Below are 21956 nucleotides of genomic sequence, written 5' to 3'. Positions count from 1 at the left end.
GCTCCTGTTGAACATGCCTTGTGCCAGCGCAGTGTGCGGTGCGGCCGGTGAACGGCGGCGCCGGACGCCGGACCGTCGATTGGAGGTGGAACGTGAGCGAACCACGCAAACTCGAAGTGCTGCGCGCCATCGTGGAGGACTATGTCCATTCACGGGAACCCGTCGGCTCCAAAGCCCTCGTCGAGCGGCACCACTTGGGCGTGTCCAGTGCCACGATCCGCAATGACATGGCCGCCCTGGAGGACGAGGGGCTGATCACGGCGCCGCACACCAGTGCCGGGCGCATCCCCACGGACAAGGGTTACCGGCTCTTCGTCGACCAGATTTCGGCGGTCAAGCCCCTTTCGCCGGCGGAACGCCGCGCCATCCAGGCGCTGCTGGAGGGCTCCGATGACCTCGATGACGTCCTGGACCGGACCGTCCGGCTGCTCGCGCAGCTGACCAACCAGGTCGCCGTCGTGCAGTACCCGCACCTCAGCAGGGCCAAGGTACGGCACATCGAATTCGTCCTGCTGGCACCCCGCAAGGTGCTCGCGGTGCTGATCGCGGACACCGGCAAGGTGGAACAGCGGGTCATCGACGTCGGCCAGGACCTCCCCGACGACGCCCTCGCCGAACTCCGCACACGGTTCCTCGGCTCCCTCTCCGGCACCCCGCTGAACATCCTGCCGCAGTCGCTGCAGGCAGTGGTTGCCAGCTGCCCGCCCGCACGGCGCAGCGTCGCCCAGGCGCTGGCCCGCGGCCTGGAGGCCCTGGCCACGAGCAGCCGCGAGGAGCGCATGGTCATGGCCGGCACAGCCAACCTGGCCCGCTCCAATGTGGACTTCCCGCTGAGCATCGGCCCGGTGTTGGAGGCCCTCGAGGAGCAGGTGGTCATGCTGCGCCTGCTGAGCGACATGGCCGCGGACCCGCGCGGCGTCACGGTCAGCATCGGCCGGGAGAACCCGTACGACGGACTCGCGGAGGCCTCGGTGGTGGCCACCGGCTACGGGCCGGACGCGACCGCCAAGGTCGGCGTGCTCGGCCCCACCCGGATGGACTATCCCACCACCATGGCCGCCGTCCGGGCGGTGGCCCGCTACCTGTCACGGATCCTCGGACCCTGACGGACAACGCCCACACCCGGACCGCCGGGCACCAACCAGGCTTCTTGCCCCTTACCGCTTGCCCCTAACCGGCAGTACAACCAGGAAGAGATACACACTTTGAGCAGCCACTACGACGTTCTTGGAGTCTCCCGCGAAGCTACGGGTGAAGAAATCAAGAAGGCCTACCGCAAGCTGGCGCGGACCCTCCACCCCGACGTGAACCCCGGGGATGACGCATCGGAGCGGTTCAAGGCCGTGACGCACGCCTACGAGGTGCTGTCCGATCCGCAGAAGCGCCGGATCTATGACACCACCGGCAACGAGAACGGCACCGAGAACGGGTTTGGCGGCGGAAGCTACTCCGGCCAGGGCTTCGCGTTCCAGGACATCTTCGAGACCTTCTTCGGCGCCGGCGGCGGCCAGGCCGGTCCGGCCTCCCGGGTCCGCCGCGGCCAGGACGCCCTGATCAGCGTCCGGATCGACCTCCGCGACGCCGTGTTCGGCGTCAACAAGAAAATCGAAGTCGACACGGCCGTCACCTGCCCCACCTGCGAGGGCTCATGCTGCCGGGAAGGCAGCCACCCGGAGCGCTGCGACATCTGCGGCGGCAGCGGTCAGGTGCAGCGCGCCGTCCGCTCCATCCTCGGCCAGGTCATGACCACGGCGCCCTGCGGCTCTTGCGAGGGCTTTGGCACCGTTATCAAGGACCCCTGCAACGAATGCGCCGGCCAGGGCCGGATCCGCAGCCGGCGCTCCCTGACGGTCAAGGTTCCCGCCGGCGTCGCCACCGGCACCCGCATCCAGCTCTCCGGCCAGGGCGAGGCCGGTCCTGCCGGCGGACCCGCCGGCGATCTGTACGTGGAGATCCGCGTCAACAACGACGCCACCTACGTGCGCGACGGCGACGACCTGCACGCCAGCCTCAACATCCCCATGACGGCCGCCGCCCTGGGCACCGAGCTCACGCTGGACACCTTTGACGGCCAGCAGGAGATCGACGTCAAGGCCGGCACGCAGTCCGGTGAGGTCATCACCCTCCGCGGGCTCGGCGTCACCCACCTGCGCGGCTACGGCCGGGGGGACCTCAAGGTCCACCTGCAGGTTGATACCCCCGGCAAGCTCGACGCCGCCCAGGAGGACCTGCTGCGCCAGCTCGCGAAGCTGCGCGGCGAGCAGTTCACCGAGGGAAAGCTCGCGGCGAGCGGCGGTGTCTTCGCGAAGCTCCGGGACCGCCTCGGTAACCTGTAGCGGTGAGCAACCCCGTTTTCTTCACGGCCCCCGGCACCCTGGACGGGCTGGCGCCCGGTTCCGAGTTCATCCTGGACGGGGCCGAGGCGCGGCACGCCGTCACGGTGAAACGGCTCACCGTGGGTGAGTCCGTGGACATCGCCGACGGCGCCGGAAAACGCCTGACCGGCGCCGTCGCGGCCGTCGGCCCGAACCAGCTGACGGTGACGTGCGCTGAACTTTCCGACGAGCCCCGGCCGCCGGTCCGGCTGGTCCTGGTGCAGGCCCTCGCGAAGGGTGACCGGGACGAGCTCGCGGCGGAGACCGCCACCGAACTGGGAATCGACGCCGTAGTACCGTGGCAGGCGGAACGCTCCATCGTCCGCTGGAAGGCGGAGCGGGCGGCGAAAGCCCACGCCAAGTGGCAGTCAATCGTCACGGCGGCGGCCAAACAGGCGCGCCGTGCGTGGATCCCTGAGGTACGTTCCGCCGTCGACACCGCCGGGCTGCAGGCCGCAGTGGCCGCCGCTGACCTGGCCGTCATCCTCCACGAGGACGCGGTGCGTCCGCTGCGCCACGTGCTGGAGGCTTGGCAGGCGGCGGATTCCGCTGCCGGAGGGGCCGCTGACGCATGCGAAATCCTGCTGATTGTGGGACCGGAGGGCGGCATCAGCCCCCGGGAAGTCACCCGGCTCTGCGACGCCGGCGCTGTCACGGCCCTGCTGGGACACCACGTACTGCGGTCGTCCACCGCAGGGCCCGCTGCCACCGTCCTCGCCAGCGACATCCTGGGCCGCTGGTAGCCCGGAGCCGGCCGGTGCCACCTCCGGCGGGGGCGCCTACTTGACCGTGAATCCGCGCGTGTCGACGTTCAAGTCCTTGTCCGGGTTTCCTTCTTCAACCTGCGACACCCGGACCTCGTAGTTCCCGGGCCCGAGGTTGACCGAGAGGCTGAAGGCACCCGGTTCGCCGGTCCCGGACGACGCCGTGACCGTCCCGTTCAGGTAGGTGGTGGTGATGCTGCCGTCGATCCGCAGGATCTCCCAGCGGAGCTCTCCGCCGGGGTCGATGCTGCGGCCCGAGATCTTGACGGCGCCGTCGTCCACCGAGGTCCCCTCCTGGGGATCGATGATCCAGACCGGGGCCACCATTCCGGCGGTCCGCGCGGTCGGAGCGCCGAGCCGGACATGGTTGAAAGCAACGTAGTCGGTGTGGCCGTCCACAAGGACCACCACCTGGATCTGCTGCCCGGAATCGATCAGTCCGGCGCTGGCGGCGGCCGCCGTCGCGGTGTACACCAACTGCTGGACGGCCCGCTCCGCCATGGCGGGATCGACGTTGCTGTTGAAGGCATCGGCGGACATGTCCACCGTAATAACGTTCTTGCCGGAGATGGACGTCGCGAGTTTCTTCGGGTTCTGCCACGGCGTGAAGAAGTCCGGGTCCAGCGGCTTCTGCGACATCATGACCCGCAGCGCCCGTGTTACCGGATTCTCCTCCTCGGGGACGTCGCGGAACTCGCGGTAAAGGAACGTGTCCTCATTGCTCCGGCCGATCCAGTAGACCGGGGCCTTGTTGGATGCCTGGGTGGTTTCCAGCGGCGCGCTGGTGGTGGCCGCCGACGCCTGCGCGGACATCACCTGCGAGGGGGTGCTGGCGTTGGTGGCGCCGGGCTGGGGGGTTGCCACGCACCCGGACAGGGCCAGCGCCGCGGGCAGCATCAGAAGAAGCAAGCGCGGACCTACGCGCCTGCCTGCTGCTGTCTGCCCGTTTCCGCGTTTCCTGATCGCCGCTGCCCTTGTCTGCTCGGTGTTGCTGCCGGTGGTCGTGCGCCCGGTATCGCGCCCGGTGCCTGGGATCTTTGGTGCCGCCCGCCGGAACTGCCGGGGGTGGCCGATTTCCAGCATGGCACACGCCTTTGGCGCAGAACCGGGGTTTAGGCCGCACGGCCGGAAATGCAACGGTAACGATATGAGGCCGATACGAAGTTGATACCTAAAACCGGGAACGGTGCGTGCCCGCGGGCCGGCGGACCCCGCGGCCGGCGGCATGGGGAGCCGCTGCTGGCGTAAGATAGGAGGACCCGCTGACACCCGGAACCGGAGTCAGGCACCGCAGTTAATTCAGACAGCAGTTAATTGAGGCGGCAGTTAGTTGAGACTTCAGCTGACCGCCGGGCCGGATCAGGGGGCAGACCATTTCCGACTGGAGGGGACCAGAGGCCCGCGGGCCATCACCATGACTGAAGCAGCGAACGGCAAGGCCCGGATCAGCGCCGGAGAGCGCTCCGCAGGGGAATTTCCCCACTCCCTCCCAGGGCTGCGGACGGAGGTAGTCCTGTTCGACAGTTCCGATCAGATGGTCCAGTCCCTCGGCAGCCATGACGAGGCCCTGCGCTTCATTGAGTCCCAGTACCCGGCCGTCGACTTCCATGTCCGCGGCAATGAGCTCGCGATCAGCGGGCCCGCCGCGGACGTTCCGCGCATTATGCGCCTGCTCACCGAGGTCCGCGGCCTCGTGGCCCGGGGCACGGTCATCACGCCCGCCGTCCTGCAGCAGCTCGTCTCGATGCTCCGCACCCAGTCGCTGCAGAACCCGGTGGAGGTGCTCACGCACAACATCCTGTCGAGCCGGGGCAAGACCATCCGGCCGAAGACGCTGAACCAGAAGAATTACGTGGACGCGATCGACGCCAACACGGTGATCTTCGGCATCGGCCCGGCCGGTACCGGCAAGACGTACCTGGCGATGGCCAAGGCCGTGCAGGCGCTGCAGCAGAAGGAAGTCACCCGCATCATCCTGACGCGTCCCGCCGTCGAGGCGGGGGAGCGGCTCGGGTTCCTGCCGGGCACCCTCAGCGACAAGATCGACCCGTACCTGCGGCCGCTCTACGACGCCCTGCACGAAATGATGGACCCGGAATCCATCCCGCGGCTGATCGCGGCCGGCACCATTGAGGTGGCGCCGCTGGCCTACATGCGCGGACGCACGCTCAACGACGCGTTCATCATCCTGGACGAGGCGCAGAACACCACGCCGGAACAGATGAAGATGTTCCTCACCCGCCTGGGCTTCGGCTCCAAGATGGTGGTCACCGGGGACGTCACGCAGGTGGACCTGCCCTTCGGAACCCGGTCCGGGCTGCGGATCGTCGAGGAGATCCTGCAGGACATCGAGGACGTCAACTTCACCGTCCTGGACGCGTCCGACGTCGTCCGCCACCGCCTGGTGGGCGACATCGTCAACGCCTACAGCGTCTGGGACGAGATCCAGCGGAACAGGGTCAAGCATTCGGTGGCCCGCGACAAGCGGGGGGAACAGGCATGAGCATCGAGGTCAACAACGAATCCGGCGTGACCGTTGACGAGGCCCAGCTGGTGCAGCTGTCCCGGTTCATATTCGAGCGCCTCTTCATCCACCCGCAGGCTGAGCTCTCCATCCTGCTCGTGGACGAACCGGCCATGGAGAAACTGCACATCGAACTGATGGACGAGCCGGGCTCCACTGACGTGCTGTCCGTGCCCATGGATGAGCTGACCCCCGGTACGCCGGACAAGCCCACACCCCAGGGGATGCTCGGCGACATCGCCATCTGCCCCCAGGTGGCGGAGGTCCAGGCGTTGAACGCGGGCCACTCCACCCAGGACGAGATGCTGCTGCTGACCACCCACGGCATCCTGCACCTCCTCGGATTCGACCACGCCGAACCGGAGGAGAAGGAGGAGATGTTCGGACTCCAGCGTGAACTGCTCTCCGCCTTCACCGGCAAAGACGCCCCGTCAGAGACGATTCAGTGACGCCACTGATCCTCGCCGGCATGGCGCTGGTGTTCCTGGGGTTCGCCGCGTTCCTCACCGCAGCTGAATCGGCTTTCAACTATCTTTCCCGGCACGACGCCGAGGCTGCGATCCTGCAGAGCCGCGGCACGGCACTGAAGCGCATCATGGCGCAGCCCGTGGCGCACATGCGCGCCCTCCGGTTCTGGCGCATCTGGTTCGATATGGCCTCGGCGGTGGCGGTGACCGTGCTGCTGACCAGCCTGCTGGACAACGTCTGGCTCTCGGGGCTGATCGCCACGGGTGTGATGGCGCTGCTGGGCTTCGTGATTGTCGGTGTCTCCCCGCGGCAGTTCGGCCGGGTGCACTCGGCCGGCCTGGTCCGCTTCAGCGCGCCGCTGATCCGCTGGCTGTGCTGGGTGCTGGGGCCGATTCCGGGCTGGCTGGTCACCCTGGGCAGCGCCGTAGCCCCCGGTGCCCCCGCGGACAACGAAGCCTTCTTCAGCGAGGAGGAGTTCCGGGAACTGGTGGACCGCGCCACGGAATCCGATGTGATCGAGGACAACGAGGCTGAGCTGATCCAGTCCGTGTTCGACTTCGGCGACACCCTGGTGCGCTCCGTGATGGTGCCGCGGACCGACATCCTCAGCATCGACTCCGGTTCCAGCCTGCACCGGGCAATGTCGCTGTTCCTGCGCTCCGGGTATTCCCGGATTCCGGTGATCGGCGAGAACACGGACCAGGTCCTGGGCATCGTCTACCTCAAGGATGTGGCCGCGGTCATCCACAACCTCGCCCCCGGCGAGGAGCCCCCGCTGGTGGACGAACTGGCCCGCGAGGTCCGGTACGTCCCGGACTCGAAGCCGGTCAGCGACCTGCTGCGCGAGCTGCAGAAGGAATCCACGCACGTCGCCATTGTGATCGACGAGTATGGCGGCACGGCCGGGCTGGTCACCCTCGAGGACCTCATCGAGGAACTCGTCGGCGAGATCGTCGACGAATATGACACCGAAAGCGCCGAGGCCGTGGCGCTGGGCGACGGCAGCTACCGGGTCAGCGCACGGATGAGCATTGACGACCTGGGCGAGCTCTTCAACCTGGAGCTCGACGACGACGAAGTGGACACCGTGGGCGGCCTGCTCGCCAAGGCGCTGGGACGGGTGCCGATCGTCGGCAGCACCGTCGAGGTCCACGGGCTGACGCTCCGGGCCGACCGGCTTGAGGGCCGGCGGAACCGTGTCAGCCACGTCATTGCGGCCGCCGCACCAAAAGAAGAAACTGACCTTGAAGACCTTCTCGACGAGGCCGCACCAATCCAGCAGGGAGTCTCACGTGAGCAAGCAGAATAAGTCCGACGGCCAGAACAAGTCCGGCGGCGGCGCAGCGCAGGACGGCTACCGCGCCGGGTTCGCGGTGCTGGTGGGCCGGCCCAACGCAGGCAAGTCCACCCTCACCAACGCCCTCGTGGGACAAAAGGTCGCCATCACCTCGGCGAAGCCGCAGACCACCCGGCACACCATCCGCGGCATCGTCCACCGGGAGGACGCGCAGCTGATCCTCGTGGACACGCCGGGCCTGCACCGCCCGCGCACCCTGCTGGGGAAGCGCCTCAACGAACTGGTCGCGGACACCCTGGCCGAGGTCGACGCGATCGGATTCTGCCTGCCGGCCAACGAGAAGATCGGCCCGGGGGACAAGTTCATCGCCGCCCAGCTCGCCGCCCTCGGCAACAAGCCGGTCATCGCGATCGTCACCAAAGCCGACACCGTGGACCGCCAGGCGCTCACCGAGCAGCTGCTGGCCGTCGCGGCCCTGGGCCGTGAGGTCCTCGGCGAGGACGGCTGGAAGGACATCGTTCCCGTCTCCGCCACGGACGGGTTCCAGGTCGGAACGGTGGCCGACGTGCTGATCAGCCACATGCCGGCGTCGCCGCCGCTTTACCCGGACGGCCACCTGACCGACGAGCCGGAAGCCGTGATGATCGCCGAACTCATCCGCGAGGCGGCCCTCGAAGGCGTCCGCGACGAACTGCCGCACTCCCTGGCCGTCGTCGTCGAGGAGATCGTTCCGCGGGAGGACCGTCCCGAGGACCGCCCGTTCCTGGATGTCCGGGTCAACCTGTACGTCGAGCGCCCGTCGCAGAAGGCCATCATCATCGGCAAGGGCGGCGCCAGGCTCCGCGAGGTCGGCACCACCGCACGCAAGGCGATCGAGGCGCTGCTGGGTGCCCGCATCTACCTGGACCTGCACGTGAAGGTCGCCAAGGACTGGCAGCGCGACCCGAAGCAGCTCGTCAAACTCGGTTTCTGACCGGAAAACCGGACGGGGCTGCGGCGCGCGCCGCCCCCGCGGAGCCCGCCATCGGGGAATTCCCAGATTTCGGCCCTAAAATAGACGAACCCCGTTTGTGAAAGAAGGCTCACCTGTGTCCCGACCCCGTGAAGACCGTGGAGGCGGAACCGGATCCCCGGTTCGGCCAGGTTCTGCTGCCCGGCACACGGACGATCCCGACGTCGGCCCCGCGCGGCATCTCGGCCTCACCCGCGGCATGCCCGGCTGGCTCAAAATCGGGACCGCCGCCGTCGCCATCCTGCTGGTCGGCGTCCTGGCGTTCGGCGCCTACTGGGTGTTCCGGCTGCAGGGCAACATCAGCAAGGCCGCCCTCAGCGCCGGGAGCGACAAGACAGAGGGTGCCCTGGACAATTCGCGGGACCGGATGCAGATCCTGATCCTCGGGTCCGACACGCGGGACGGCAAGAACGCAAAGTACGGAACCTCCGACGACGCCACGGGCTACGGCCACTCCGACGTCATGATGCTGATGGACATCTCTGCGGACAACAAGCGGGTCAACGTGGTGAGCTTCCCCCGCGACCTCCTGGTGGACACGCCCAAGTGCGTCGACCAGGAAACCAAGAACGAATTCCCGGCACAGTCCAACGTGATGATCAACGCTGCCATGTCCGAGGCGGGCATCGGATGCGCCGTGGACACGGTCAACAAACTCACCGGCCTGGAGATCGACCATTTTATGATGGCCGACTTCAACGCCGTCAAGGAACTTTCCAACACCGTGGGCGGCGTGGAAGTTTGCATCAGCGACGCCGTCTACGACCCGGATTCGAGGCTGCGCCTGCCCAAGGGAACCTCCTCGGTCCAGGGTGAGCAGGCGCTGGCGTTCCTGCGTACCCGGCACGCCTTCGCCGACGGCGGCGACCTCGGCCGGATCAAGGCCCAGCAGGGGTTCCTGTCCGCCCTGGCCCGAAAGATCAAGGCCGACGGAACGCTGTCCAACCCCGGCAAGATGCTGGAGATCGCCGACGTCGTCACCAAGAACCTGACCATCGACGAGGGGCTCGCGTCCATCCCCACCCTGGTGACGGTCGGCAACCGGCTGAAGGACATCGACGTCGGCAAAATCGCCTTCGTGGCGGTGCCGACGGTCCCGGCGGACATTGACCCCAACCGCCTGCAGGTCGCCGAGCCTGCCGCCTCCCAGCTGTTTGAGGCGATGCGCAAGGATATCGACCTCACCGACCCCACGGCACCGCCCAGCCCGTCGGAGTCCCCGGATGCCAGCCCCACCGCCGAGCCGACACCCAGCGAAACCGCCCCGGCCTACGACAAGGCGCTCCAGCCTGTCACGGTGGCGAACGGCTCGGGCGTTCCCGCCCGGACGCAGGAAATCATGGCCCTCCTCACCACCGGCGGCTTCACCCAGCTCGGCCAGCTGGCCGCCCAGCCCGTCGCCGCCACCGCGGTGTACTACGGCGCGGGCTACGAGGCCGTGGCCGCTGATGTCGCCGCGCTGCTGGGCATTCCGGCAACACAGGTGCTCCCGGCCGCCGGCGTCGCGGGAGTCCAGGTCTACCTGGGCAGCGACCTGGTGGGCGGCACGCCCGGCGCTGAAGCCCCGGTGCAGCTGCCATCCGACATCGTCAACCAGACCGCCGGGGACGTGGTGTGCCAGCAGGCCAACCCGGCGCTGGTCACCCGGTAGCTGCAGTACGGGCAACAACGAAGGGCCGGCCCCGGGGGAGTTCCCCGGGGCCGGCCCTTCTGTTCTAGCTGCCTGGGGCCAGCTACCAGATGCTGACCCGCTCGGCCGGCGGCATCCACATGCCGTCCTGCTCCGCCGTGCCGAAGGCGTCGTGGAACGCGTCAAGGTTCATGGCGATCTGGTTGGTCCGGAACTCGTTCGGCGAGTGCGGGTCCGTGGCGAGCCGGCGGATGGCCTCCTCGCTGCGGATGACCTGCCGCCAGCCGGCCGCCCAGGAGGCGAAGAACCGCTGCACGCCGGTCAGGCCATCCAGGACCGGCGGCTCCTGCCCGTCAAGGCTGATCAGGTAGGCCTTGTACGCGATGGTGAGGCCGCCGAGGTCGCCGATGTTCTCGCCCAGCGTCAGTTTTCCGTTGACATTGTGCCCCGGCGCCGCGGCGGGGGAGAGCGCGTCGAACTGGGCCACCAGCTTTGACGTCAGCACTTCGAACGCGGCGCGGTCGTCCTCGGTCCACCAGTTGCGGAGCAGGCCACTGCCGTCGTACTGGGAGCCCTGGTCGTCGAAGCCGTGGCCGATCTCGTGGCCGATCACGGCGCCGATGCCGCCGTAGTTGACGGCGGCGTCGGCGTCGGCGGTGAAGAAGGGCGGCTGCAGGATGGCGGCCGGGAAAACAATCTCGTTGAGCAGCGGGTGGTAGTAGGCATTGACCGTCTGCGGCGTCATCAGCCACTTGTCCCGGTCCACCGGTTTGCCCACCTCATCAAGGTGCCGGTCGACGTCGGCGCTGTGGGCGCGCTCCACGTTGCCCAGCAGGTCGGACGGGTCGATCTCCACGGCGGAGTAGTCGATCCACTTGTCCGGGTAGCCGATCTTGGCGCGGAACGAATCGAGCTTCTTGAGCGCCTCATGCCGGGTGTCCTCGCCCATCCAGGCGAGGCCGGTGATGGATTCGCGGTAGGCCTCGATCAGGTTCGCGACCAGCGACTCCATGCGCGCCTTGTGGGTCTCGGGGAAGTGCCGGGCCACGTAGATCTGGCCCACGGCCTCGCCCAGTGCGGCCTCAACGACGGCGACGCCGCGCTTCCAGCGGTCCTTGTTGCGCGGGGTGCCGCTGAGTGTGGTGCCGTAGAACGCGAAGTTCGCGTCGACGAACGCCGCGGACAGGTACGGCGCGGCCGCGCTGATGACCCGCATGGCCAGCCATTCCTGCCAGGCGGACAGCGGCTGGGACTCCAGGAGTGATGCTGCTCCGGCGAAGAAGTCCGGGGTGCTGACCACCAGCTCGGCGCGTTTCTCCGGCTCGATCCCGGCGGCGTCGAACCAGGTCGCAAGGAGCGGGAAGAGCTGCGCCGCCTCGTCCGCGGACTTCAGGTTGTAGGTCTTCTGCGGGTCGCGCAGGGTGACCTTGTCCCAGTGGTGTGAGGCCAGCGCGGTCTCCAGTTCCACAACCCGGGCGGCCGCCTCCCGGGGAGCGGCGACACCGGCGAGGGCGAACATCGCCTGGACGTGGTCCCGGTAGGCCTGGACCACCGGCGCGAACTTGGCTTCGCGGTAGTAGGACTCATCGGGCAGGCCCAGTCCGCCCTGGCCGGTGTACAGCAGCACGCGGTCCGGGTTTCCGGCGTCGGGCGCGGGATAGATGTAGAAGAGCCCGCCGACGTCGGCGCGGAACAGCCGCCCGGCCAGCGCCACGAGGGCTTCGGGCGACTCCGTGGCGAACACCTCGGCGAGCCGCCCCCGGATCGGGTCCAGCCCTTTGGCCTCCACCGCGGCCTCGTCCATGAAGCTGTTGAACAGGTCCCCGATCTTCTGCTCGATTCCAGTGGATTCCGCGCCGCGGGCGGCCGCATCCTCGATGATCTCCTTGACCGCGAGCTCCGCGCCGTCCCGCAGTGCGGTGAAGGTCCCCTCCAGGGGCCGGTCGTCCGGGATGTCGGTGCTGTTGAGCCAGGTGCCGTTGACATGCTGGTACAGGTCATCCTGCGGCCGCACACTGGAGTCGATGTTGGACAGGGCGATACCCGAAATTGGCACGGATGCTCCTTTGGGAAGCAGCCCGGCTGCCGCTGAATCAGGGACTGCCGGTCTGCATGGTGGACGTTACGGAGGTCTGGCTCCTTCATCTTACGCACCCGTGTTACTGTGAAAAGGTGCGCGCAGAACTGCTTCTTCTTAGCTGCCGCGGCGAGGCTTCAGACGCTATCTAGCGCAAGGCCCACCCTCGCTGCGGAGTTTGTGTTGCCCGGCCACCCTTTCACCAGGAATCACAGAAAAGGCCCCGATTGTAATGCGAAACGCACAGAAGCCCTCAGGAATGCCCGTCCACCGCTACGTCCCGTTCCAGGACCTCATCACGGTTGAGCTGCCGGACCGCACCTGGCCGGACAAGGTCATCACCGAGGCCCCCCGCTGGTGCGCCGTGGACCTCCGCGACGGCAACCAGGCCCTGATCGACCCCATGAGCCCCGCCCGCAAGCTGAAGATGTTCCAGCTGCTGGTCCGGATGGGCTACAAGGAGATCGAGGTCGGGTTCCCCTCCGCCTCGCAGACCGACTTCGACTTCGTCCGGCAGCTGATCGAGGGCAACCACATCCCCGACGACGTCACCATCCAGGTCCTCACCCAGGCCCGCGAGCACCTGATCGAGCGGACCTACGAGTCCCTGGTCGGCGCCAAGCAGGCCATCGTGCACCTCTACAACTCGACGTCGGTCCTGCAGCGCCGCGTGGTCTTCAACCAGGACGAGGACGGCATCCTGGACATCGCCCTGCAGGGCGCACGGCTGTGCAAGAAGTACGAAGAGACCCTCCAGGACACCCACATCACGTACGAGTACTCGCCGGAATCCTTCACCGGGACCGAGCTGGAGTACGCCGTCCGCGTGTGCAACGCCATCGCCGACGTGTTCGAGGCCTCCGCCGACAGCCAGGTCATCATCAACCTGCCGGCGACCGTGGAGATGGCCACCCCGAACGTTTACGCGGACTCCATCGAGTGGATGAGCCGTAACCTGCACCCGCGGGAGGGCATCATCCTGTCCCTGCACCCGCACAACGACCGGGGCACCGGCGTCGCGGCCGCGGAGCTGGGCTACCTCGCCGGCGCGGACCGGATCGAGGGCTGCCTGTTCGGCAACGGCGAGCGGACCGGCAACGTGGACCTGGTGACGCTGGGCCTGAACATGTTCGTCCAGGGCATCGACCCGATGATCGACTTCTCCGACATCGATGAGGTCCGCCGCACCGTGGAGTACTGCAACCAGCTGCCGGTGGCCGAACGCGCGCCGTACGGCGGGGACCTCGTTTTCACAGCCTTCTCCGGCTCGCACCAGGACGCCATCAAAAAGGGCCTGGAAGCGTTGCAGAAGGACGCAGCCGCGGCCGGCAAGGACGTCGCGGACTACCCCTGGCAGGTCCCGTACCTGCCGGTCGACCCGAAGGACCTCGGCCGCAGCTACGAGGCGGTGATCCGGGTGAACTCCCAGTCGGGCAAGGGCGGAGTCGCGTACCTGCTGAAGAACGAGCACAACCTGGACCTGCCGCGCCGCGCGCAGATCGAGTTCTCCGGCGTGATCCAGAAGCAGACCGACACTGTGGGCGGCGAAGTCAGCGGCGCACAGCTGTGGCAGGTCTTCCAGGACGAGTACCTGCCCTCCGGCGCGGCGGACCGGCAGTGGGGACGTTACGCCCTCGGCCCGTTCAGCACCGAGACGGACGAGGACGGGTCCATGACCCTGCACGCCACGCTCAAGATCGACGGCACCCAGGTCCACCGCACCGGCACCGGGAACGGCCCGATCGCAGCGCTGCTGAGCATCCTGCGGGAGGACGGCGTGGACGTCCGGGTGCTGGACTACAGCGAGCATGCCCTGTCCGAAGGCGGCAGCGCCCTCGCGGCCGCCTACGTTGAATGTGCCGTCGGGGAACGTGTGCTGTGGGGCGTCGGCATTGACGCCAACACCTCCACGTCCTCGCTGAAAGCCGTCATTTCGGCCGTGAACCGCGCCATCCGGGACGCCCGCGCCTAAGCCGTCAGGCGCCGCGCCGCCGGGATTTCCGGCGGCGCGGCGCTGCCGGACGGTGGCACGCTGAACTGCGGCGTTTCCCGAAAAGCGGAGTTTCCTGACATGCAGTGCGAAGATTAACCGTGGCCCAACCCTCTTCCTTTGCTTCCCGCGCGTACCGTGACGACGGCGTCGTGCTCCGTACGCACAAGCTCGGCGAGGCGGACCGCATCATCACCATCCTCACCAAGCATCACGGCCAGGTCCGGGCGGTGGCCAAGGGCGTCCGGCGGACGTCCAGCCGCTTCGGCGCCCGGCTGGAACCCTTTATGGTGGTGGACCTCCAGCTGATTTCCGGCCGCACCCTGGACATCGTCACGCAGGCCGTCGCCAAAGGCGCCTACGGCGGCGCCATCGCCGCGGATTACGGCCGCTACACCGTTGCCGCCGCCATGACGGAGACGGCGGAAAAGCTGACCGACGTCGACGGCGAAGCCGGCACCGCGCAGTACAACCTCCTGGTCGGCGCGCTGGCCTCGCTGAGCCGCGGTGACCACACCCCCGAACTTATCCTCGACTCCTACCTGCTGCGTGCCCTTGCCACCGGCGGCTGGGCGCCGAGCTTTACCGACTGCGCCCGGTGCGGGTTGCCCGGGCCGCACACCGCGTTCGCGGCGCCGCTCGGCGGCATGGTGTGCGCCGACTGCCGCCCGCCCGGTTCCCCCGCCCCTGCCGCCGAAACCGTGCTGCTGCTCGGGGCGCTGCTGACGGGGGACTGGGCGACGGCGGACGCGTCCGTTCCCATACACCGCCGCGAAGCGGCGGGCCTGGTGGCGGGCTACCTGCAGTGGCATCTGGAACGTGTCCTTAAATCCCTCAAACATGTGGAGCGAACGTAACTGTGGCGTTGGGAAAGTCTGTGTCCTTGGGAAAGAAGAATCCGGTCCGGCAGCGGAACACCCCCGTGGTGAGCCCCTACCCCCACCCCTCCGGAGCCGTCCCCCCGGCCATCCCCGCGGAGTTCATCCCGCGGCACGTCGCCATCGTGATGGACGGCAACGGCCGCTGGGCCAACCAGCGCGGCCTGCCCCGGATCGAAGGCCACAAAGCCGGGGAGCCGGCGCTGCTGGACGTGATGGCCGGTGCGATCGAACTCGGCATCGAGCACGTGAGTGTCTACGCGTTCTCCACCGAGAACTGGCGCCGCTCGCCCGAGGAGGTCCGCTTCCTCATGGGATTTAACAAGGATGTGCTGCGCCGGCAGCGCAACCAGCTCGACGAGTGGGGCGTCCGGATCCGCTGGTCCGGTCGGCGGCCGAGGCTGTGGGGCTCGGTGATCCGCGAGCTGGAGGAGGCCGAGGACTTCACCCGCGGCAACAGCACCTGCACGTTGAACATGTGTGTTAATTACGGCGGGCGCGCGGAAATCGCCGACGCCGTCTCCGCCATCGCGGAAGAGGTCGCCGCCGGGCGGCTCAAGCCGGGGTCCATCACCGAGAAGACCATCCAGAAGTACCTGGACGAACCCGACCTCCCGGACGTGGACCTCTTCCTGCGCAGCTCCGGGGAGCAGCGGCTCTCCAACTTCATGCTCTGGCAGTCGGCCTATGCCGAGTTCGTTTTCCTGGACACGCTCTGGCCGGATGTGGACCGGCGCACGCTGTGGGACGCCGTCGAGATCTACGCGCAGCGGGACCGCCGCTACGGCGGTGCCGTGGACGCGGCGCCGGCTGCGCCAGGGACGGTTTAGCGGCCTGAGCGGGGGAGTACCCGGCGCTCAGGCGGTGCCGGCGTCGTCCAGGACGTACGCGCGGAGCCAGCGCGCCAGCCGGGCATAAGCGTCGGCGCGGACGCGCGGGGCGGACAGGAACACGTCATGGAGTGCGCCGTCGATCCGTTCCAGGGTGACGGTGCGGCCCAGGCTGAGGGCGCGGAGCGCGATGGTGTTGACGTCCAGCACCGCGTCCGTGCGCCGCATGGATTCCTTCCAGAACATGCCGTTGGCGCTGGCCCCGGAAATCAGCACCAGGATGGGGACTTCGATTTGCAGTCCGCGCGCCACCCGCGACTGGCCCGCGAGGACCGCACTGAGCCAGCCGGCACGGACGGGGAACGCCCGGGGCGGGCGGTACGTGTCATCGAGCGTCCATTCGCCCTCGGCGGCACTGCTGATGCTCCGCCAGTAGAAGGAGCGTTCGGGAAGGCGGATCACCGCTTCGGGCCGGAACCGGGCGAGCGGTTCCACCATGGTGCGGGCCGCGCGGCGGACGGCAGGGCTGCCGTGCATTTCCAGCCACGGGCTGTCGAGGATCAGCTGCGAGACCAGCCCCGGGTGGCGGTTGGCCCACAGCGCGGCGATCAGCCCGCCGGTGGAATGACCCATGAGCGCCACGGTCGGGGCGGGTTCCGCTGCCGGATGCAGCGCGGTGATGATGCCGATCGCCGCGGTGATCTCGGCGTCGTAATCGTCCAGGTCCGCCACATAGCCGCCGTGGGTGCCGGCGGACAGGCTCCTGCCGTGGTTGTGCATGTCCAGGGCGTAAAACGCGAAGCCGCGGCCGGTCCAGAAGTCGGCGAGTTCCACGTTGAAGAAGTAGTCGCTCCAGCCGTGCAGGAACAGCACCGCCCTGGGCCGCCGCCCGCCGGGCACATCCCGGTCGGCGTCCGGGGCGGCTGGAGCATCAGTTTCGCCGGCGGAACCGGGGGCAGCGGGGCCGGGAAGGTGGCGGACCAGTGTTGCCGTCCGTTCGACGCCGTCCGGCCCGGCTGCCGGGAACGTGCAGGCTTCGAAGCCGTCGCCGAGGATATCCGGGACCCATCCGTCGCTGGTCATGGCTTCATGCTAGCCCCCGCAGGAAGGCGGGTTTGGTCTGGACCGCCGGAACCGGAAAACTAGAGCCATGCGCGTATATCCCACTTTCTTCCGGCTGGCCTTCTCATGGATGGACGCCGAACGCGCCCATAAAATCGGTTTCAAGGCCATCAGGGCCGTCCACAGCTGCGGCGCCGGGCGGCTGCTGCAGAAATTCACGGCCCCTGCGGCGTCCTTGCAGACACAGGCGTTCGGTCTCACGTTCCCGTCCCCGTTCGGCCTCGCTGCGGGCTTCGACAAGGAGGGCCTCGGCATTGAGGCCCTGGCCGAGCTGGGTTTCGGCCACGTGGAGGTGGGCACCATCACCGGACAGGCCCAGCCCGGAAATCCCTCCCCGCGGCTTTTCCGCCTGATCGCGGACCGCGCCGTGATCAACCGCATGGGGTTCAACAACGACGGCGCGGCAGCCGTGGCGCCCCGGCTGAAGTCCGCCCGGGCTGCCCTGCAGCGCCGCAACCCGGGGGTCCGCCCCGTCATCGGCGTCAATATCGGCAAGAGCAAGGTGGTGGAGCTCGAGGACGCGGTGGCGGACTACCTGGTGAGTGCCCGCAGCCTGGCCCCCGCCGCCGACTACCTGGTGGTCAACGTCAGCTCCCCGAACACACCCGGGCTGCGGCTGCTGCAGGACGTGGAGACCCTCCGCCCCCTGCTCACCGCGGTGGGGGAAGCCGCGGACACGGCTGCCGGCCGGCACGTCCCGCTGCTGGTGAAGATTGCCCCGGACCTCAGCAACGAGGACATCGACGACGTCGCCCGCCTCGCGCTGGACCTGAAGCTGGACGGCATCATCGCCACCAACACCACCATCGCCCGCACCGGTTTGTCCTCAAGCCCGGAGCAGGTGGAGGCCTGCGGCGCCGGCGGGCTCTCCGGGGCACCGCTGAAGCGGCGTTCGCTGGAGTTACTGGCCCGGCTGAAGGAGGCGACCGGGGGGAAGCTGGCCCTCGTGTCAGTGGGTGGCGTGGAAACCGCCCAGGACGTGCAGCAGCGGCTCGACGCCGGCGCCACCCTGGTGCAGGGATACACGGCCTTCCTCTACGAAGGTCCGTTCTGGGCCGCACGGATCAACAGGCTGCTCGCCAAGCACCCGTCCCGGCGCTGAGCCGCCGGCCCGCACGGGTCCGTACGGCCGTACAACAAAGCCCCCGGCAGTCCACTGGACTGCCGGGGGCTTTGTTGTACGAGTCGGGGGATCAGGCGGGGTATTCGCCGCGCTTGACGAGCGGCTTGGGAAGGCGCAGGCGGCGGAACTGCAGCGAGCGCATGGAGCCGTACCAGACGGTGCCGCGCTCCACGTCGCCGAACTTTTCGGTCAGCCGCTTCCTGAGCTTGCGGGAAAGAATGAACACGTCGACGAAGACGGCCAGGAACATCACCCAGAAGCCGCCCAGGACGTACACCATCTGCTCGCTGGACGCCGGAACCACCAGGGAGACCACCACGAAGATGAGGGCGCCGAACATCAGGTACTCGCCGAGGCTGAAGCGGGCGTCCACGTAATCGCGGGCGAAGCGCTTCTGGGGACCTTTGTCCCGCAACGGGAGGAACTTCTCGTCGCCGGTGTCCAGGGCCTGCCGCATTTTGGTCCGCTGCTCCTGGACGGCTGCACGCTCTGCGGCCTTGGAAGCCTTGCGGTCCTCCGGCACCAGCGGCCGCTTGCGGGCCGCCTCCTGGGCGCTGCGCTTGGGCGTGGGAACGCCCTTGCCGACGGCGGAGTCCCGGGCTGGTGCCCCGGCTGCCTGCTGGTCAACTATGTCCTGCGCCGTTGGCGCTTCTTTTTTACGTCCAAACACCCCTACAGAATACCCCGGGGCAGGGTGCGCGAGACCCGGACCACACGGTGCAGCCCACCCGATGCAGGACCACCCCTGCGCGGTTTGAGGTGATCCGCGACACGGGTAGTGTTCAGGCCATGACACCAACACCTGCGGGGAACCCGCAAACCGCTGCCGCCCGGACCCGGGACGTCGACACCGAGGCGCTCCGCCAGGCCGTCACCGAAGCCTTCGACACAACGATCGCCCAGTTGAAAGAGCTCGTCGCCATTCCGGGCATCGCCTGGCCCAGCTTCGACCCCGCCCCGCTCAATGCCAGCGCCGACGCCGTGGCCCGGCTGGTGCAGGCCAGTGGGTTCGGCGACGTGCAGATCCTTCGCTGTGACAAAGAGGACGGAACCCCCGGCGGCCCCGCGGTGGTCGCGCGCCGCCCCGCCGCGGCAGGCAAGCCGACCATCCTGCTGTATGCCCACCATGACGTCCAGCCCACCGGCGACCTGGCGCTCTGGGAAACGGAGCCGTTCACCGCCGTCGAACGCGACGGGCGGCTCTACGGCCGCGGCGCCGCCGACGACAAGGCCGGGATCCTGGCGCACATCGCCGCCTACTCCGCAGTGTCCCGCGTCCTGGGCGACGATCTTGGCCTGGGCGTCACGTTCTTCTTCGAAGGCGAAGAGGAAGCGGGCTCGCCGACGTTCCGCACGTTCCTGGAAACCCACCGCGAACTGCTGCGCGCCGACGTGATCGTTGTGGCCGACTCCAGCAACTGGAAGGTGGGCATCCCGGCGCTCACCACCAGCCTCCGCGGCCTGGTGGACGGCACCATCGAGGTCAAGGTCCTGGACCACGCCGTACACTCCGGCATGTTCGGCGGCCCCGTCCTGGACGCGCCCACCCTTCTGGCCCGGCTGATCGCCACCCTGCACGACGACGACGGGAACGTTGCCATTGAAGGGCTCGTCAGCCGCGACGACGCCACCGTTGACCTCTCCGAGGAGGAATACCGCGCCGACGCCTCCGTGCTCGACGGCGTCCGGCTCGCCGGCACCGGCACCATCGCCTCCCGGATGTGGACCAAACCGGCCCTGTCCATCATCGGGTTCGATGCCCCCGCCGTGGAGGTTGCCTCCAACACCCTCCTGCCGCGGGCCCGGGCCAAGTTCAGCCTGCGGCTGGCGCCCGGCCAGGATCCGGCCGCCGCCATGGACGCCGTCCGCCGGCATGTGGAAGCCAACGCACCGTTCGGCGCCCACGTGGTGTTCACCCCGGGGGAGAGCGGCAACCCCTTCCTCACGGACACCTCCTCCCCGGCTGCCGGCATCGCGATGTGGGCCCTCGGTGAAGCCTGGGGCGTGCCGGCGGTGGAAACCGGGATCGGCGGTTCCATTCCCTTCATCGCGGACCTGACCGAGCTCTACCCGGACGTGCAGATCCTGGTCACCGGCGTCGAGGACCCCGATTCCCGGGCGCACAGCGCCAACGAATCCCTCCACCTCGGCGACTTCCGGAACGCCATTGTGGCCGAAGCCCTCATGCTGGCCCGGCTCAACGCGGAAGGCCTGGCCTGAGCGGAGGGGCAGGCCCCCGCCCTCCCGGCTTCCCGGGGAACATCCGGCAGGCCGGGAGGGTTACGTCAGGAGTTAGAGCTACACGTCTGATCGACGTAGCATGTAGCTATAGCCCGTACCGTACAAGTAGGGGCGGGTGCCGCCACGGCGGTGCCGCCACCACCGTCGTTAGAAGGTAGGCCATGAGCACTACAACCAATGAAAACAGCACCGACACCACCGCCACGGCGGGCGGGGAACTGCCCACGCACGAGGTCCAGTTGACCGACGTCGCAGCCGGCAAGGTCCGCAGCCTGCTCGAGCAGGAGGGCCGCACCGACTTGCGCCTCCGCGTCGCCGTGCAGCCCGGCGGTTGCTCCGGCCTGATCTACCAGCTCTACTTCGACGAGAGGCTCCTCGACGGGGACGCCGTCCGCGACTACGACGGCGTTGAAGTTGTGGTTGACAAGATGAGCGTGCCCTACCTCAGCGGTGCCAGCATCGACTTCGAGGACACCATCTCCAAGCAGGGCTTCACCATCGACAATCCCAATGCCGGCGGCTCCTGCGCCTGCGGTGATTCCTTCCACTAAGGCCGGGCAATCTGCCCGGCCTTAGTGCCGCAGGAACCATAACGAGCGGACCCGGTAAAAAGGTCCCGACGCACGGCGCGGACATGTGGGCGAAAACTCGCGGGGAGCGGTAAGCTCTACACCGAGTAGTAAAACTTTTCGTGTGCCCAGACCGCCATTTGCGGCCCGGGCAACAGCAACAAGTAGGAAGGGCCGTCTGTGAGTTCGCAGAACCGAACCGGCAGCCGACGCAAACAGATCACTACGATCACTGGCTTGGCACTCGCCGGCGCGTTGGCTTTGACTGGATGTTCACCAGAGGTACAGAAAGGGTGGCTGCCCACTGAACGCGGCACCACCAACCACACTGACCGCATCATGGACCTCTGGGTCAACTCATGGATTGCCGCCCTGGTTGTCGGTGTCATCACCTGGGGCCTGATGATCTGGTGCATGGTGGCCTACCGGCGCCGTAAGGGCACCGTCGGGTTCCCCCGCCAGAACAGCTTCAACCTGCCGCTTGAGGTCTTCTACCTGACGATCCCGCTGTTTATGGTCCTGGTGTTCTTCTACTTCACCGACCGCGACCAGCAGGCGATCGACAACCGCGCCGAGCCGGCCGACGTCGTCGTTGACGTCCGCGGCAAGCAGTGGGCCTGGGACTTCAACTACAAAAAGGGCGACGTCATCCGCGAGGATGTCTACGAGGCCGGCGTCCAGGCGAACCTGAACGGCGAGGAAGTGGACAAGGAAAAGCTGCCCACTCTGTACCTGCCGGTCAACAAGTCGGTTGACCTGGAGCTCAACGCCCGCGACGTCATCCACTCCTTCTGGGTCCCCGCCTTCCTGCAGAAGCGCGACATGATCCCCGGAAAGACCAACTACATCCGGTTCACCCCCACTAAAGAGGGCACCTACGACGGCAAGTGCGCCGAGCTCTGCGGTGAGTACCACTCCGAAATGCTGTTCCGCGTGAAGGTCGTTTCCGAAACCGAGTTCCAGGCGCACCTGGAAAAGCTCCGCCAGGACGGCAACACGGGTCTCCTCGGCGAAGAGTACGACCGTCTCCCGGCCACGACCGAGAACAAGTAAGGG

The 21956-nt window shown here is 67.9% G+C and carries 19 protein-coding genes; 15 read left to right on the top strand and 4 right to left on the bottom strand.

Annotated elements, in window-relative coordinates; all coding sequences use genetic code 11:
• Nucleotides 1-92: 92 nt before the first annotated feature.
• From hrcA to ACTWQD_RS08095, 3 genes are all read left to right on the top strand, one after another.
• Nucleotides 93-1106, top strand: coding sequence for a heat-inducible transcriptional repressor HrcA (gene hrcA, locus ACTWQD_RS08105; RefSeq protein ID WP_443195643.1), 1014 nt, complete (start codon nt 93-95; stop codon nt 1104-1106).
• A gap of 99 nt (nt 1107-1205) precedes the next feature.
• Nucleotides 1206-2336, top strand: a complete 1131-nt coding sequence (gene dnaJ / locus ACTWQD_RS08100) for a molecular chaperone DnaJ (RefSeq protein WP_443195642.1) — start codon at nt 1206-1208, stop codon at nt 2334-2336.
• A gap of 2 nt (nt 2337-2338) precedes the next feature.
• Complete coding sequence (locus ACTWQD_RS08095; protein WP_443195641.1) at nt 2339-3118, top strand: 16S rRNA (uracil(1498)-N(3))-methyltransferase; 780 nt, start codon at nt 2339-2341, stop codon at nt 3116-3118.
• 36 nt (nt 3119-3154) lie between these two features.
• Here the strand turns inward: ACTWQD_RS08095 and ACTWQD_RS08090 are convergent, their stop codons facing one another.
• Nucleotides 3155-4036, bottom strand: a complete 882-nt coding sequence (locus ACTWQD_RS08090) for a GerMN domain-containing protein (protein WP_443195877.1) — start codon at nt 4034-4036, stop codon at nt 3155-3157.
• 517 nt (nt 4037-4553) lie between these two features.
• On the opposite strand from ACTWQD_RS08090, the gene ACTWQD_RS08085 reads away from it, so the two are divergent.
• From ACTWQD_RS08085 to ACTWQD_RS08065, 5 genes are all read left to right on the top strand, one after another.
• Nucleotides 4554-5642, top strand: coding sequence for a PhoH family protein (locus ACTWQD_RS08085; RefSeq protein ID WP_443195640.1), 1089 nt, complete (start codon nt 4554-4556; stop codon nt 5640-5642).
• On the top strand, nt 5639-6112 hold the full coding sequence (gene ybeY / locus ACTWQD_RS08080) for an rRNA maturation RNase YbeY (protein WP_443195639.1): 474 nt from the start codon (nt 5639-5641) through the stop codon (nt 6110-6112). Before ACTWQD_RS08085 ends, ybeY begins: the two co-directional genes overlap by 4 nt.
• Nucleotides 6109-7440 (top strand): hemolysin family protein, encoded by a 1332-nt coding sequence (locus ACTWQD_RS08075; protein ID WP_443195638.1) that lies wholly within the window; start codon nt 6109-6111, stop codon nt 7438-7440. The genes ybeY and ACTWQD_RS08075 overlap by 4 nt, the downstream gene beginning before the upstream one ends.
• Nucleotides 7424-8401 carry a GTPase Era gene (gene era, locus ACTWQD_RS08070; RefSeq protein WP_443195637.1) on the top strand — a complete coding sequence of 326 codons (978 nt, stop codon included), beginning with the start codon at nt 7424-7426 and terminating at the stop codon, nt 8399-8401. The genes ACTWQD_RS08075 and era overlap by 17 nt, the downstream gene beginning before the upstream one ends.
• A gap of 115 nt (nt 8402-8516) precedes the next feature.
• Complete coding sequence (locus tag ACTWQD_RS08065; protein WP_443195636.1) at nt 8517-10091, top strand: LCP family protein; 1575 nt, start codon at nt 8517-8519, stop codon at nt 10089-10091.
• An 82-nt stretch (nt 10092-10173) separates the two neighbouring features.
• On the opposite strand, the gene ACTWQD_RS08060 is transcribed toward ACTWQD_RS08065, so the two are convergent.
• Nucleotides 10174-12126, bottom strand: coding sequence for a M13 family metallopeptidase (locus ACTWQD_RS08060; RefSeq protein WP_443195635.1), 1953 nt, complete (start codon nt 12124-12126; stop codon nt 10174-10176).
• A gap of 253 nt (nt 12127-12379) precedes the next feature.
• On the opposite strand from ACTWQD_RS08060, the gene leuA reads away from it, so the two are divergent.
• The 3 genes from leuA (at nt 12380) to ACTWQD_RS08045 (ending at nt 15845) form a co-directional block, all read left to right on the top strand.
• Nucleotides 12380-14119: a 2-isopropylmalate synthase gene (leuA, locus tag ACTWQD_RS08055; RefSeq protein ID WP_443195634.1), complete on the top strand. Its 1740-nt coding sequence runs from the start codon at nt 12380-12382 to the stop codon at nt 14117-14119.
• Between the two features lie 119 nt (nt 14120-14238).
• Entirely contained in the window at nt 14239-14994 is a 756-nt protein-coding gene (recO, locus tag ACTWQD_RS08050; protein WP_443195633.1) for a DNA repair protein RecO, read from the top strand.
• 20 nt (nt 14995-15014) lie between these two features.
• Complete coding sequence (locus ACTWQD_RS08045) at nt 15015-15845, top strand: isoprenyl transferase (RefSeq protein ID WP_443195632.1); 831 nt, start codon at nt 15015-15017, stop codon at nt 15843-15845.
• Nucleotides 15846-15872: 27 nt separating this feature from the next.
• On the opposite strand, the gene ACTWQD_RS08040 is transcribed toward ACTWQD_RS08045, so the two are convergent.
• Nucleotides 15873-16928, bottom strand: coding sequence for an alpha/beta hydrolase (locus ACTWQD_RS08040; protein ID WP_443195631.1), 1056 nt, complete (start codon nt 16926-16928; stop codon nt 15873-15875).
• 67 nt (nt 16929-16995) lie between these two features.
• On the opposite strand from ACTWQD_RS08040, the gene ACTWQD_RS08035 reads away from it, so the two are divergent.
• On the top strand, nt 16996-18069 hold the full coding sequence (locus ACTWQD_RS08035) for a quinone-dependent dihydroorotate dehydrogenase (protein ID WP_443195630.1): 1074 nt from the start codon (nt 16996-16998) through the stop codon (nt 18067-18069).
• A gap of 91 nt (nt 18070-18160) precedes the next feature.
• On the opposite strand, the gene ACTWQD_RS08030 is transcribed toward ACTWQD_RS08035, so the two are convergent.
• Nucleotides 18161-18760 (bottom strand): DUF3043 domain-containing protein, encoded by a 600-nt coding sequence (locus ACTWQD_RS08030; protein WP_443195629.1) that lies wholly within the window; start codon nt 18758-18760, stop codon nt 18161-18163.
• Between the two features lie 119 nt (nt 18761-18879).
• On the opposite strand from ACTWQD_RS08030, the gene ACTWQD_RS08025 reads away from it, so the two are divergent.
• From ACTWQD_RS08025 to ctaC, 3 genes are all read left to right on the top strand, one after another.
• The gene (locus tag ACTWQD_RS08025; RefSeq protein WP_443195628.1) at nt 18880-20310 is read left to right on the top strand and encodes a dipeptidase; all 1431 of its coding nucleotides are present in this window, start codon (nt 18880-18882) and stop codon (nt 20308-20310) included.
• Between the two features lie 182 nt (nt 20311-20492).
• On the top strand, nt 20493-20882 hold the full coding sequence (locus ACTWQD_RS08020) for a HesB/IscA family protein (protein ID WP_066437830.1): 390 nt from the start codon (nt 20493-20495) through the stop codon (nt 20880-20882).
• A gap of 198 nt (nt 20883-21080) precedes the next feature.
• Nucleotides 21081-21953, top strand: a complete 873-nt coding sequence (ctaC, locus tag ACTWQD_RS08015) for an aa3-type cytochrome oxidase subunit II (RefSeq protein WP_443195627.1) — start codon at nt 21081-21083, stop codon at nt 21951-21953.
• Nucleotides 21954-21956 lie beyond the last annotated feature (3 nt).

This window comes from Pseudarthrobacter sp. 1C304 (assembly GCF_052245515.1).
GTDB lineage: Bacteria > Actinomycetota > Actinomycetes > Actinomycetales > Micrococcaceae > Arthrobacter.
Note: the sequence above shows the minus strand (reverse complement) of the source record. Positions and strands in the feature narration are given on the sequence as shown.